General features: G+C 70.3%; 8 protein-coding genes and 1 pseudogene. 4 read left to right on the forward strand and 5 right to left on the reverse strand.

Annotated elements, in window-relative coordinates; translation table 11 throughout:
* Positions 1–13: 13 nt before the first annotated feature.
* The gene (glpK, locus tag ACIRD7_RS37910) at positions 14–1,525 is read left to right on the forward strand and encodes a glycerol kinase GlpK (RefSeq protein WP_403460510.1); all 1,512 of its coding nucleotides are present in this window, start codon (positions 14–16) and stop codon (positions 1,523–1,525) included.
* 155 nt (positions 1,526–1,680) lie between these two features.
* Here glpK and ACIRD7_RS37915 read toward each other — a convergent pair whose 3' ends face one another.
* Genes ACIRD7_RS37915 through ACIRD7_RS37935 form a run of 5 tightly spaced genes read right to left on the reverse strand, consistent with a single transcriptional unit; the run spans position 1,681 to position 9,630 of the window.
* A complete protein-coding gene (locus ACIRD7_RS37915) occupies positions 1,681–2,286 on the reverse strand; it encodes a GTP-binding protein (protein WP_403460511.1) in 606 nt (201 codons plus the stop codon).
* Positions 2,267–5,917 carry a hydantoinase B/oxoprolinase family protein gene (locus tag ACIRD7_RS37920; protein ID WP_403460512.1) on the reverse strand — a complete coding sequence of 1,217 codons (3,651 nt, stop codon included), beginning with the start codon at positions 5,915–5,917 and terminating at the stop codon, positions 2,267–2,269. The genes ACIRD7_RS37915 and ACIRD7_RS37920 overlap by 20 nt, the downstream gene beginning before the upstream one ends.
* Before the next feature lie 24 nt (positions 5,918–5,941).
* Positions 5,942–6,337 (reverse strand): DUF742 domain-containing protein, encoded by a 396-nt coding sequence (locus tag ACIRD7_RS37925; protein WP_403460513.1) that lies wholly within the window; start codon positions 6,335–6,337, stop codon positions 5,942–5,944.
* A 9-nt stretch (positions 6,338–6,346) separates the two neighbouring features.
* Positions 6,347–6,784, reverse strand: a complete 438-nt coding sequence (locus ACIRD7_RS37930) for a roadblock/LC7 domain-containing protein (RefSeq protein ID WP_403460514.1) — start codon at positions 6,782–6,784, stop codon at positions 6,347–6,349.
* Positions 6,781–9,630, reverse strand: coding sequence for a nitrate- and nitrite sensing domain-containing protein (locus ACIRD7_RS37935; protein WP_403460515.1), 2,850 nt, complete (start codon positions 9,628–9,630; stop codon positions 6,781–6,783). Before ACIRD7_RS37935 ends, ACIRD7_RS37930 begins: the two co-directional genes overlap by 4 nt.
* A gap of 421 nt (positions 9,631–10,051) precedes the next feature.
* Here ACIRD7_RS37935 and ACIRD7_RS37940 point away from each other — a divergent pair, with 421 nt between their 5' ends.
* From ACIRD7_RS37940 to ACIRD7_RS37950, 3 genes and pseudogenes are all read left to right on the forward strand, one after another.
* Positions 10,052–10,693: a hypothetical protein gene (locus ACIRD7_RS37940; RefSeq protein WP_403460612.1), complete on the forward strand. Its 642-nt coding sequence runs from the start codon at positions 10,052–10,054 to the stop codon at positions 10,691–10,693.
* Between the two features lie 78 nt (positions 10,694–10,771).
* A pseudogene (solA, locus tag ACIRD7_RS37945) lies at positions 10,772–11,940 on the forward strand (N-methyl-L-tryptophan oxidase).
* 96 nt (positions 11,941–12,036) lie between these two features.
* The gene (locus ACIRD7_RS37950) at positions 12,037–13,608 is read left to right on the forward strand and encodes an APC family permease (protein WP_403460516.1); all 1,572 of its coding nucleotides are present in this window, start codon (positions 12,037–12,039) and stop codon (positions 13,606–13,608) included.
* Position 13,609: the final 1 nt, after the last annotated feature.

The following is a 13,609-nucleotide window of genomic DNA, read 5'->3' on the forward strand; positions in this document are numbered from 1 at the left end:
CGAAGGGGACGTCATGACGGACAAGTTCGTCGCCGCAATCGACCAGGGCACCACCTCGAGCCGCTGCATCGTCTTCAACCAGGACGGCGCGATCGTCGCCGTCGACCAACGCGAGCACCGCCAGATCTTCCCGAAGCCCGGCTGGGTGGAGCACGACGCCACCGAGATCTGGTCCAAGGTGCAGGCGGTGGTCGCCGGGGCGATCGCGAAAGCAGGGCTGCGTGCCGACCAGCTCAGCGCGCTCGGCATCACCAACCAGCGCGAGACGACGGTCCTGTGGGACCGCGCGACGGGCAAGCCGGTGCACAACGCGATCGTGTGGCAGGACACCCGTACCGCGGCGCTGTGCAACCAGCTCGGTGGCACGGACGGGCAGGACCGTTTCCGCGAGCAGACCGGACTGCCGTTGGCCAGCTACTTCTCCGGCCCCAAGGCGGCCTGGCTGCTGGACAACGTGCCCGGCCTCAGGGACCGGGCCGAGCGGGGCGAGATCGCCTTCGGGACGATCGACTCCTGGCTGATCTGGAACCTCACCGGCGGCACGGACGGCGGCCATCACGTCACCGATGTGACCAACGCCGGGCGCACCATGCTGATGAACCTGAACACCCTCGAGTGGGACCCCTCGATCCTTTCGGCCATGAACGTGCCCGAGGCCGTCCTGCCGGAGATCAAGTCCTCCTCGGAGGTGTACGGGACCGCCGTCGGCCAGCTGGCCGGTGTGCCGGTCGCCTCGGCCCTGGGCGACCAGCAGGCGGCCGTCTTCGGGCAGGCCTGCTATGACGTGGGCACGGCGAAGAACACCTACGGCACGGGCAGCTTCCTGCTGCTGAACACCGGCGACCGGCCGGTGCCGTCGAAGAGCGGTCTGCTGACGACGATGGGCTACAAGATCGGCAGCGAGGCACCGGTGTACTGCCTGGAGGGCGCCATAGCCATCACGGGCGCGCTGGTCCAGTGGTTCCGTGACCAGCTGGGCATCATCGCGACCGCCGACGACATCGAGCCACTGGCGGCGAGCGTCGAGGACAACGGCGGCGCCTACATCGTGCCCGCCTTCTCCGGCCTGTTCGCGCCCTATTGGCGCTCCGACGCGCGCGGCGTCGTCACCGGGCTGACGCGCTACGTCACCAAGGCGCACCTCGCGCGGGCGGTCCTGGAGGCCACGAGCTGGCAGACGCGTGAGGTCGTCGACGCCATGTTCCAGGACTCCGGGGTCCAGATCACATCCCTGAAGGTCGATGGCGGCATGACCAAGAACAACCTGCTGATGCAGCACCAGGCGGACGTGCTCGACGTGCCGGTGATACGCCCGAAGATCTCCGAGACGACGTGCCTGGGCGCCGCGTACGCGGCGGGGCTTGCCACGGGCGTGTGGAACGACCTGGACGAACTCAAGGCGCACTGGGCGAAGGACGCCGAGTGGACGCCCACCATGAGTGCCCAGGTGCGTGACCGCGAGTACCACAACTGGCGCAAGGCGGTGGAGAAGAGCTTCGGCTGGGAGGAGGACGGCGCCGGCTGAGAACGGACGGCCTGCGCCGAAGAAGGGTCCACGCGCGCGTGCGTCCCGTAAGGCTCACGCGCGCGTGCGTTTCCTGAGCTTCACGCGCGTGCCCATGAGCCACGGCCCGTACCCCGGTCGGCGGGGGTACGGGCCGTGCCGTACGCCTCGGGCCTTCAGGTGGTCACGGTCTGCCGCCGGTCGGCCTGATAGGCCATGGCGTGCTGGACGACGCCGATGAGGACCTCCTTGACGGACTCCCGGTCGCGCGCGTCGCACAGCAGCAGAGGTACGCCCTCATCGAGGTCGAGGGCCTGCCTGATGTCCTCCGCCGGGTAACGGACGGATCCCTCGAAGCAGTTGACGCCGACGAGGAAGGGTATGGAGCGCCGTTCGAAGTAGTCGACGGCGGCGAAGCAGTCCTCCAGGCGCCGGGTGTCGGCGAGTACGACGGCTCCGAGCGCTCCCTCCGAGAGCTCGTCCCACATGAACCAGAACCGCTCCTGGCCGGGGGTGCCGAAGAGGTACAGGACCAGGTCCTCGCGCAGGGTGATGCGGCCGAAGTCCATGGCCACGGTGGTGGTGCGCTTGCCCTCGACACCGCTCGTGTCGTCGACCGGGCGGCCTGCCTCGGTGAGCAGTTCCTCGGTGCGCAGCGGCCTGATCTCGCTGACCGCGCCGACCAGGGTGGTCTTGCCCACGCCGAAGCCGCCGGCCACCAGGATCTTGAGCGTGACGGGCTCGACCGGAGGCTTCCCGCGCTCAGAACGCCCGAAGATCATCGATCTCTTCTCCTGCTTGATGGGGGTCGCGCGACGGTGGGCCGTACCCTCCGCCGCCGGGGGTTTCGATGACGAGTACGTCGTCGGGTCCGACGTCCGCCGAGTCGCTGCCGTCGAGCGTGGTGACCGTGCCGTCCGCGCGTTCGACTCGGTTGGCTCCCAGCGCGCCGGGCTCACCGCCCGCCATGCCGTACGGCGGGACGCGGCGGTGCTGGGACAACGTGGAGACGGTCATGGGCTCGTGGAAGCGGATGCGGCGTACGGCTCCGTCGCCGCCGCGCCACTGCCCGGCACCGCCGCTGTCACGCCGTACGGCGAACTCGTCGAGCTGTACGGGCAGTCGCCACTCCAGCACTTCGGGGTCGGTGAGGCGTGAGTTGGTCATGTGGGTCTGGACGACGGGCGCGCCGGGGAAGCCGTCGCCCGCGCCGGATCCGGAGGCCACGGTCTCGTAGTACTGGTGGCGTTCGTTGCCGAAGGTGACGTTGTTCATGGTGCCGGAGCCCTCGGCCTGGACGCCCAGCGCGGCGTAGAGAGCGCCGGTGATCGCCTGGGAGGTCTCCACGTTGCCCGCGACGACCGCCGCCGGAGGTTCGGGGGCGAGCATGGAGCCTGGCGGCACCACGATGTCGAGGGGGCGCAGACAGCCGTCGTTGAGCGGAATGTCGTCGGCGACCAGCGTGCGGAAGACGTACAGGACGGCCGCGTTGACAACCGAGAAGGGCGCGTTGAAGTTGGTGCCGAGCTGCGGGGACGTGCCGGTGAAGTCGACGGTCGCGGAGCGGTTCGCGCGGTCCACGCGCACGCGTACCCGGATGACGGCGCCGGAGTCGGCCTCGTAGGCGTACTCGCCGTCGTCCAGGGCGTCGATGACCCGGCGTACCGCTTCCTCGGCGTTGTCCTGGACGTGCTTCATGTACGCCTGTACGACGTCGAGGCCGAAGTTCCCGATCATGCGGCCGACCTCGTCGACGCCCTTCTGGTTGGCCGCGATCTGGGCGCGCAGGTCGGCGAGGTTGGTCTTCGGGTTGCGGGAGGGGTAGGTCGCCTCGGTGAGCAGGCGGAGGGTTTCCTCCTCGCGGAAGCGGCCGTTCTCGGCGAGCAGCCAGTTGTCGAAGAGGATGCCCTCCTCCTCGATGGTGCGGCTGTTGGCGGGCATCGAGCCGGGGGCGATGCCGCCGATCTCGGCGTGATGGCCGCGGGAAGCGACGTAGAAGAGGATGCCGGGGTCACCCTCCGTGGTCGTCGTGCTTCCCGTGTCGAAGACCGGGGTGATCACGGTGACGTCGGGCAGGTGGGTGCCGCCGTGGTACGGGTCGTTGACGGCGTAGGTGTCGCCGGGACGCATCCGGGAGCCGCGGCGCCGGATGACCTCCTTGACGCTCGTGCCCATGGAGCCCAGGTGGACGGGGATGTGGGGGGCGTTGGCCACCAGGTTTCCGTCGGGGTCGAAGAGCGCGCAGGAGAAGTCCAGGCGTTCCTTGATGTTGACGGACTGGGCGGTGGATTCGAGGCGGGCGCCCATCTGCTCGGCGATGGACATGAACAGGTTGTTGAAGACCTCGAGAAGAACCGGGTCGGCTTTCGTGCCGAGATCGGAACTCTCCGTAATCGCCGCGCGTTCCATGACCAGATGCCCGTCGTCGGTCGTCGCGGCCTGCCAGCCGTCGTCGACGACGGTCGTCGCGCCGGCCTCGGTGATGATCGCCGGGCCGGTGACGGTTTCGCCGGGAGGGAGCGACTCGCGGCGGTGGAGGGGGACGTCGCGCCAGGTGCCGCCGGTGTGGAGGCGGACCGATCGCGGGGCGGCCGGGCTGCCTTCAGGGGTGGCCTCGTAGGGGGCGAGAGCGGAGAGATCGGGGGGTTCGGTGAGGCCGGTGGCTTCGACGGAGAGGGCTTCGACGACGATCGGGCGGTCGAGCGTGAAGGAGTACGTGGCGCGATGACGTTCTTCGAAGGCGCGCCGCATCGAGTCGGGCTCGGTGAGTTCGACGGTGAGGGTGGTGTCGGTGCCGTCGTAACGGAGTTGGGCCCGCCGGGTGACCTCGACGCGGTCCTCGGGGACGTCCTCGTCGAGAAGTTCGGTGCGGGCGGCCGCTTCCAGGTCTTCCGCCGTCTTGAGGACGCCTGGCATCGAGCCGGTCTCCAGGGGCGCCTCGACGGACTGTTCGCGCATGGCCGTCGTGTCGGCGAGGCCGATTCCGAGCGCGGAGAGGACACCGGCCATGGGCGGCACGAGGACGGTACGGATGCCGAGCGAGTCCGCGACCATGCACGCGTGCTGCCCGCCCGCGCCGCCGAAGGTGGTGAGGGCGTAGCGCGTGATGTCGTGGCCCTTCTGGACCGAGATCCGCTTGACGGCGTTGGCGATGTTGGCGACGGCGATCTGGAGGTACCCCTCGGCCACCTGCTCGGGGGTCCGGTCGTCGCCGGTCTGCTCCCGGATCTCGCGCGCCAGGGCGCTGAAGCGCTCACGGACGAGCGCGTCGTCGAGGGGTTGGTCGCCCTCGGCGCCGAACACGCTGGGGAAGTGGGCGGGTTGGATGCGCCCGAGCATGACGTTGGCGTCGGTCACCGCCAGCGGTCCGCCGCCCCGGTAGCAGGCGGGCCCCGGATCCGCGCCCGCCGAGTCCGGCCCTACGCGGTAGCGGGACCCGTCGAAGTGGAGGACCGAGCCGCCGCCGGCCGCGACGGTGTGGATGTCCAGCATGGGGGCGCGCAGCCGGACGCCGGAGATCTGCGTGGTGAAGACGCGTTCGTACTCGCCGGCGAAGTGCGAGACGTCGGTGGACGTGCCGCCCATGTCGAAGCCGATGACGCGGTCGAAGCCGGCGAGCTGGGACATCCGTGCCATGCCGACGATGCCGCCCGCGGGGCCGGAAAGGATGGCGTCCTTGCCTCGGAACTGCCCGGCCTCGGCGAGACCGCCGTTGGACTGCATGAACATCAGCCGCACGCCCTCGAGTTGCTCGGCGACGTGCTGGACGTAGCGGCGCAGCACGGGCGAGAGGTAGGCGTCGACGACAGCGGTGTCCCCGCGCGGGACGAGTTTCATCAGCGGGCTGACCTCGCTGGAGAGCGAGATCTGCGGGAAGCCGATGCGGGCGGCGAGCTCGCCGACGGCCTGCTCGTGCGCGGGATGGAGATGGCTGTGCATGCAGACCACGGCGACGGCGCGGATCCCGTCGTCGTACGCCTCCTGCAGGGGGCCGGCCAGCGAGTCCAGGTCGGGCGTGTGCCGGACGGTGCCGTCGGCCGCGATGCGTTCGTCGACCTCGACGACCCGTTCGTACAGCAGCTCGGGCAGTTCGATGCGGCGGGCGAAGATGTGCGGGCGGTTCTGGTAGGCGATGCGCAGGGCGTCGCGGAAGCCGCGGGTGATGACCAGCAGCGTCCGCTCGCCCTTGCGCTCGAGGAGGGCGTTCGTGGCCACCGTGGTGCCCATGCGCACGGCCTCGATGGGGTCGTGGGAACCGTCCAGCAGCTCGCGCACGCCCGCGACGGCCGCGTCGGAGTAGTGCGTCGGGTTCTCCGACAGAAGCTTGTGCGTCAGCAGACGGCCGTCCGGGCGTCGCGCGACGATGTCCGTGAAGGTGCCACCACGGTCGACCCAGAACTGCCAGCCTGTCACGTCACTACCCCGCTTCCACGCCGCTCACAGCGCCCGCAGGCCGTTGATCACGTCGCGCAGAATACTCTCGTCGACCAGTTCGGCCGGGGGTACGGGCCGGTTCACATGGACGAATTCCGAGTCCACGAGATCCCCGACGAGGACGCGTACGACTCCGATGGGCAGATTGAGCTCGGCGGAGAGTTCGGCGACGGACTGCGGGGCGTCACGGCACAGCTCGACGATGTCCACGTGCTCCGGGGACAGCGTCGAGTCTGCGTCCGGGTCGTCCGCGTGCGGTTCCGCGACGACCACCGCGATCAGGTCGAGGCGGTGCTGGGCCGCACTGGAGGTGCGGCCGCGTGTCATGGCGTACGGACGTACGACCGGTCCGGCCTCGTCGTCGAACCAGTGGCTTCTTCCCTGACCGTCAGCGCTCATGCCATCCCACTACCCGCCCGAAGGCAGATCGGTGCGCGGAGCGCTGCCGAGATGTACGCCGACCCGCTTGACGAGGAGCGTCATCTCGTACGCGACCTGGCCGACGTCGGAGTCGGCGTCCGAGAGCACCGCGAGGCAGCTGCCGTCGCCGGCGGCTGTCACGAACAGGAAGGCGTCGTCGAGCTCGACGACCGTCTGCCGGACGTTGCCCGCCTCGAAGTGGCGGCCCACGCCCTTGGCGAGGCTGTGGAACCCGGACGCCACGGCTGCCAGGTGCTCGCTGTCCTCGCGGGTCAGGTCCTTGGACACACCCGTCGGCAGGCCGTCGCTGGAGAGCACGACGGCTTTGCGGATGCTGGCGACGCGCTCCACCAGGTCGTCGAGGAGCCAGTTGAGCTCCCCGGACGCGTTGGTCGCGGTGTGGCCGGTCGCCTTCGGTGCGGTCATCGACCGTCCCCCTTAGTCGTTCCTTGTGGTGCTGTGCCGCTGTGGGCGTCGTCGCCCGCGGCGTTCTCCCGGCGGCCGCGCTGCCAGCCGCGCTGGAGCGAGGCCATTCTGCTGCGCACCTCGTCCGCGTCCCGCTCGGTGAGCTCGGGCTTTTCGTCGGTGCGCGGCGCCGGGCTCTGCTTGAGCTGGGGCGCCAGGTTGGCCTGCCGTACTCGCCGGGGAAGTGCTCCCGCCCCGGCGCCGCTCGGTCCCTGCGCGGCGGGCGTGGTCGGTACGGAGTCGTCGGTGCCGCTCGACGCGATCGCGGGGCGGCGGGTGCGTCTGGGGAGTGCCGGGGACTGCGACGGTTCACCGCGGTCGCGTCCGGCCGGCGAGGCGGTGGCGGCGCGGTCGTCGGTCCGGTCCGGTCCGGCGGCGGTCTCCCCCCGGGGTCCGGTCTGGCGGCGGCGGGTCGGCAGCGGTGCGAGGCCGTTCGGCTCCGCGCGGCTCGGGCCCGCCGGAGGCCCCGGGTCCGCCTTGTCCCGCCGGGAGCGCTGCTCGGTGACCGGACGGCCGTGCGAGCTGACGAGCTTGGGCGTGCTGCGGCGGGGCAGCGGCACCGGGGCGCTGACGTCGTCGGCGTCGGACGGGTCCTGCCCGCCGGGCAGTCCGGCGACCGGGTGCGGTTCACCGAGCGGGCCCGTCGGCCCGTCCTCCGTCTGGGGAAGGGCACGGCGCGGGCGGAAGAGGCCGCCGCGCTCGCTGTCCTCGTCGTCGAGAGCGTTCGGGAAGTCGCCGAGGGCGTCGAGGTCGACGGGGGCCTCCAGCTCGACCGGGCCGTCCAGGAGCGAGGTGGGCAGACCGGGCACGCGGGCGGGCACCTGGGTCAGGGCGGCCCGGCGCGACTCCTCCAGCTCGGCCTCCTTCGAGGGAGCGGGCCGGTCGAGGCGGAACCCGATGCCGTTGGTGTCCGGCACGTCGTCGGTGAGCAGCGCGTCGGGGATGAAGACGACGGCGGTGGTGCCGCCGTACGGCGACGGCTGGAGGGAGACCCGGACGTTCTGCCGCTGCGCGAGGCGGCTGACCACGAACAGGCCGAGCCGGTCGGTGTCGGACAGTTCGAACTCGGGCGTCTCGGCGAGCCGGAGGTTGGCGTCCAGCAGGGCCTCGGCCGCCATGCCCAGACCGCGGTCGTGGATCTCCAGGGTGAAGCCGTTGGCGACCCGCTCCCCCAGGACCTGGACGGCGGTGTGCGGCGGGGAGAACACCGTGGCGTTCTCCAGGAGTTCGGCCACGAGGTGGGTGAGGTCCGCGACGGCCGGGCCGGTCACGGCGACGCGGGGCAGCCGGCGCACCTCGATGCGCTCGTAGTCCTCGACCTCGGCGACGGCGGCGCGTACGACGTCCATGAGCTGGACGGGCTTGCGCCACTGCCGGGAGGGAGCGGCGCCGGAGAGGATCACCAGGCCCTCGGCGTGGCGGCGCATGCGGGTGGTGAGGTGGTCCAGGCGGAACAGGTCGGCGAGTTCGTCGGTGTCCTCGGTCCGGCGTTCCATGGTGTCGAGGAGCGTGAGCTGCTTGTGCAGCAGGACCTGGCTGCGGCGGGCGAGGTTGACGAAGACCTCGGAGACGCCGGCGCGCAGTTCGGCCTGCTTGACGGCGGCCTCGACGGCGGCGCGCTGGAGGCTGTTGAGGGCCTGGCCGACCTCGCCGATCTCGTTCTTGTCGTACTCCAGGCGCGGGACCTCGGTCTCCACGTCGACCTGTTCGCCCGCCGAGAGGCGGCGCATCACGCTGGGCAGTCGGACGCCGGACGCCTCGTGGGCCTCCAGGCGCAACTGCCTCAGGTCGCGGATGAGGCTGCGGCCGATGCGCACGGACAGGACGAGCGAGAGCAGCAGGGCGACCAGGCCGAGGACGCCGGCGATGGCGGCCTTGACGATGACGCCCATCGCGACGGGCTGGACACGGTCCTGATAGCGGCTGCCCGCCTCGTCGTCGAGCTTGCTGAGCTCTTCCAGAACGCTGCCGGCGGCGGTGTCCCAGCTCTTGGCGTCGACAGTGCTGGGCCTGCCGGGCTGGGAGAAGATGACGGCCTGCTCGGAGACCCGCAGGGGGGCGGTGGAGGCGTTCTTCCAGAAGCGCTCGTAGCGCTCACGGTCGGAGGAGGGCAGGTCAGTCAGGCTGATGTCGTACATCACGGTGCGCTGGGCGATGAGGTCGGAGACCTCGCGGATCTCGTCGCGCGTGAGCTTGCCGACCACTAGGGCGGAGCTGAGCAACGCGTCCTCGCGGGAGAGCAGTTCGCGGGCGCGGGTGACGTTCAGCAGGGCGCGGGCCTGTTTGTCCATCGCGACGCTGTCGATGCCGTCGATGGACCCCAGCAGGGCGTAGCAGGGGTCGACGAGCCGGTTGTAGAGGTAGAGGGCCTGGGGGCGGGTGACCGTTCCGTCCTCGATGCTGCGACGCAGGGAGTTGATGCCGTCGAAGGCGTCCAGGACCGCGGTGAGTCGCTCCGCGTCCCCCCCGTCCATGCCGTCGCGGACATCGGGGTCCTTGGCGTTCTTGCGGATCTCGGCGACGGCGGCGTCGGTCGCGTTCCGTGTGACGCGCAGCGCGGCGAGCGCGTCCGAGGCCCGGCGGTCCGCGAGATACACGAGCGCCTGACGGCGTTCCTGTTGGAGGACACGCACGGCGTCCTCGGTGGAGTAGCCGAGCTTCTCGACGAGGGACGAGACCGTGAACAGCTGGGCCACGCCTCGCCCCGTGAGTACCGTGGCGAAACCCCAGATCGCGGTCAGGGACACCAGCGGCACGAGAAGCAGCGCCACCATCTTCCGGCGGATCGACTTCCCGCGAAAGCGCATGGCCTCCCCCAGCTCAAACCCCCCACGGGTCAGGGGGGCACACCTGTGCGTCAACAATCGGCGCGAGCCTACTACCGACGCACAGTTAACTCGAAGAGCCGTCCGGAACCAGAACTTCCGCACTGGCGGCGAGACATGGGGAGTTGTCCGGGCATTGCGGGAGATTGCCTACCGCGATCCCGAGACGCCGAGGTGGCGGGAACCGGACGGTCTCTGTGGTCAGTTGGCCGGATTTTTATCTTTCTTGGGAATCTTCCGGGCTCGTTCTTCGTCCTTCTGTATGGGAAACGGGGGCGGAATGGGCCACAGGAGCCGCATCGTGCCTCCGACGGGCGTAAAACAGCGCAAGCCGGGCAACCGCTGGGGAGCCGTGCCTTCGGACACGGCAAGCGGGTTGCCGGCGGTGGGGAGTGACACGGTGATGGGCACGGCGGAGCGGCGTGAGACGCCCGAGGACGGCGCTGCGGCGCATGTGAAGGCGCGACGCGGCCCCGAGGCGCTGGATCGCGACATTCGGGCGGGCTCGCTCCCGGGGAAGGGAAGCCGCGGGATTCCGGAAGGCGCAGGCGTGGTGACGGGGGAAGAGGACTACGTGGTGACCGGCTCCGGTGGCGCGACGGCGATGGACGAGGACGGGGCCGTGGACGACGGGGCGACTCAGGGCTGGTCGAGCTACCGGCCGTTGTGGGTGGAGGAGCCGGCGCGGCGCCGGCGGATGCCCGACCCGGTGCGGACGTCGGCGGTGCGAGCGGTGCTGATCATCTCGGTGACCCTGATCCAGGCGATGGTGGCCTTCCTGTGCACCATGGCGGGGTCGTGGCTGGCGTTCCCCATGGTGATCAGCAGTGTGGCCAGCACCGTGGTGGCCACCTGGGGTGCCGTCGACGTCTGGGTGACCCGCCAAGTCTGGAACCAGCGCAACGGCGTGGTTTCGGCGCCGAGCAGCACGGCGCGCGCCCTGCGACGTGAGCGGCGCCGGTCGCGAGACCAGGGGCGGGAGGCGGAGCGCGCCCAGGAGCGGATACGTCAGCACGGCGGAGCCGGGCAGCTGTCGCATCCCTGAGCGCGGCCGCCCACGGGCGGCCCTCCGCGAGGCGGCACGTCGTACGGTGGATGACCGCATCCGTCGACAGGAGACGCCGTGTCCCCCACCCACGATGTGATCGTCATCGGGCTCGGCGGTATGGGCAGCGCGGCCGCCCATCACCTGTCCGCGCGTGGCGCACGAGTGCTGGGCCTGGAGAAGTTCGGGCCCGTGCACGACCGCGGCTCCAGTCACGGCGGTTCGCGGATCACCCGGCAGTCCTACTTCGAGGACTCGGCCTACGTCCCGCTGCTGCTGCGTGCCTATGAGCTGTACGACGAGCTGGAGCGGGCGAGCGGCCGGGAGATCGCCGTCCTCTGCGGCGGCGTGATGGTCGGCCCGCCCGCCTCACGCACCGTCGCCGGCTCGCTGCTGTCGGCGCGGGAGTGGGGCCTGCCGCACGAGACGCTGGACGCGAAGGAGATCCGCCGCCGCTTCCCGACGCTCGCGCCGAAGGACGACGAGGTCGCGCTCTACGAGCGCAAGGCCGGCCTCCTGCGGCCGGAGAACACCGTCGCCGCGCATCTTCGGCTGGCCACCTCGCAGGGCGCCGACCTGCACTTCGAGGAGCCGGTGACGCGCTGGGAGCCGACCGGGGAGGGCGTACGCGTCCACACGGCCGAACGTACCTACAGCGCAGGCCAGTTGGTGATCTGCCCGGGTGCGTGGGCGCCTCGGCTGCTGACCGATCTCGGAGTGCCGTTCTCCATCGAGCGGCAGGTCATGTACTGGTTTCAGCCGAAGCAAGGCACGGATCCGTTCCTCCCCGCGCATCTCCCGGTCTACATCTGGGAGGACGCGGCCGGCGTCCACGTCTACGGCTTCCCCGCCATCGACGGACCGGATCTCGGCGCCAAGGTGGCGTTCTTCCACAAGGGCCAGGTCACCACGCCGGAGACGATCGACCGGACCGTCCACGATGACGAGATCCGGGCCATGGCGGACCACATGTCCGGTCGTGTCCCGGATCTGCCCGGCCGCTTCCTCAAGGCCGCGACCTGCATGTTCTCCAACACTCCCGATGAGCACTTCGTCGTCGCCCGCCATCCGGCGCACCCGGAGTCGGTCACCGTGGCCTGCGGGTTCTCAGGGCACGGATTCAAGTTCGTGCCGGTCGTCGGTGAGATCCTCGCCGACCTCGCGCTGACCGGCGGCACGGCGGCACCCGGCATCCGATCGGGCTGTTCGACCCGGCCCGGTTCATTCCCGCCGACCCGCCTCATTGACAGGCGTCCCGGCCCGCTGACACCGTCGCGCCTCATTGATCGACACACCGCCCGAGCCGCTCCCTCCCCCACCGCCGGCCCACGAGGAGTCCGCTCATGCCCACCACGGAGCAACCCGCCAGCCCGCACAGTCATGACGACGCCGAACTCGCCGAGTTCGGCTACAAGCCCGAACTCAAGCGCACGCTGGGCAACTTCCACACCTTCGCCGCCGGGATCAGCTACATCTCGATCCTGACCGGCACTTTTCAGCTGTTCTACTTCGGCTACGGCAGCGGCGGCCCCGCCTACTGGTGGTCGTGGCCGATGGTGTTCGTCGGCCAGTTCATGGTCGCCCTGTGCTTCGCCGAGCTCGCTGCCCGCTATCCCGTGGCGGGCTCGGTCTACAACTGGTCGAAGAAGATAGGCAATCCGCATCTTGGCTGGCTCGCCGGCTGGATGATGCTGGTCGCGTCGATCGTGTCCATCTCCGCCGTGGCGCTCGCCTACCAGTTGACGCTGCCCCAGATCTCGTCGGCGTTCCAGTTCGTGGGGGACGGCACCGGCACGTACGACGTGGCGACCAACGCGGTGATCCTGGCCACGGTGCTGATCCTGTTCACCACCCTGGTGAACGCCTTCGGCGTGAAGCTGATGGCACGCATCAACACGGCGGGTGTGTTCATCGAGTTGATCGCCACCGTCGTGCTGATCGTCCTGTTCGCCGTGCACATCACGCGCGGCCCGCAGGTCGTCCTCGAGACGAACGGCACCGGCGCGGACTACGGCACCGGGTACCTGGGCGCGTTCCTCGTGGCCTCGCTGGCGTCCGCGTACGTCATGTACGGCTTCGACACGGCCTCCTCCCTCGGTGAGGAGTGCCTGGACCCGTCCCGCAACGCGCCGCGTGCCATCATCCGCGCCATCGTGGCCTCGTTCGTCCTCGGCGGGCTGATCCTGCTGCTGGCGCTGATGAGCGTCTCCAGCCTGAAGGGCGAGAAGCTGTCCACGGACGGTCTCCAGTACGTCGTGCTCGACGTCCTCGGCCCCACGGCCGGCAAGGCGATGCTGTGGTGCGTGCTGATCGCGGTGACGGTGTGTGCGCTGGCCGTCCACACGGCGGCGATCCGGCTGGCGTTCGCGATGGCCCGGGACAACAACCTGCCGGCGTCCTCGCGGCTCTCGCGGGTCAGCCCGCGCTTCCAGACGCCGGTGCTGCCGACGGTGATCATCGGGATCCTGGCCCTCGCGATCCTGGTGGTCAACATCCGCCAGCCGCAGATCTTCACCGTCGTCACCAGCATCGGCATCATCATGATCTACCTCGCCTACCTCGGCGTGACCGCGCCGATGCTGGTCGCGCGGCTGCGCGGCAGGGGGCAGCCCGCGGGTGACGGCAAGTTCTCGCTGGGACGGTGGGGACTGCTGGTCAACATCGTCGCCGTGGTGTGGGGCGCGGGCATGACGCTCAACCTGATCTGGCCGCGCGCCGCCGTCTACAACGCCACGGAGCCGTACCACTGGTACCTGCGCTGGGGCGCGGTCCTGTTCGTCGCCGTCATCGCGGGCGGCGGGTTCGCCTACTACTGGTTCGTGCAGCGGCACCGCACAGGCGTCCTCGCCGAGCACAGCCTGGCGCCCACCGCGACGCCGCCCGCCTCTCCCCTCACCGAGCCGACCGCCGACTGAC

This window comes from Streptomyces sp. NPDC093568 (assembly GCF_044764945.1).
Classification (GTDB): Bacteria; Actinomycetota; Actinomycetes; order Streptomycetales; family Streptomycetaceae; genus Streptomyces.

Coding starts and splice junctions, on each gene's coding strand:
- glpK (WP_403460510.1), top strand. CDS start 14: ATGACGGACAAGTTCGTCGCCGCAATCGACCAGGGCACCACCTCGAGC.
- ACIRD7_RS37915 (WP_403460511.1), bottom strand. CDS start 2,286: ATGATCTTCGGGCGTTCTGAGCGCGGGAAGCCTCCGGTCGAGCCCGTC.
- ACIRD7_RS37925 (WP_403460513.1), bottom strand. CDS start 6,337: ATGAGCGCTGACGGTCAGGGAAGAAGCCACTGGTTCGACGACGAGGCC.
- ACIRD7_RS37930 (WP_403460514.1), bottom strand. CDS start 6,784: ATGACCGCACCGAAGGCGACCGGCCACACCGCGACCAACGCGTCCGGG.
- ACIRD7_RS37935 (WP_403460515.1), bottom strand. CDS start 9,630: ATGCGCTTTCGCGGGAAGTCGATCCGCCGGAAGATGGTGGCGCTGCTT.
- ACIRD7_RS37940 (WP_403460612.1), top strand. CDS start 10,052: ATGGGCACGGCGGAGCGGCGTGAGACGCCCGAGGACGGCGCTGCGGCG.
- ACIRD7_RS37950 (WP_403460516.1), top strand. CDS start 12,037: ATGCCCACCACGGAGCAACCCGCCAGCCCGCACAGTCATGACGACGCC.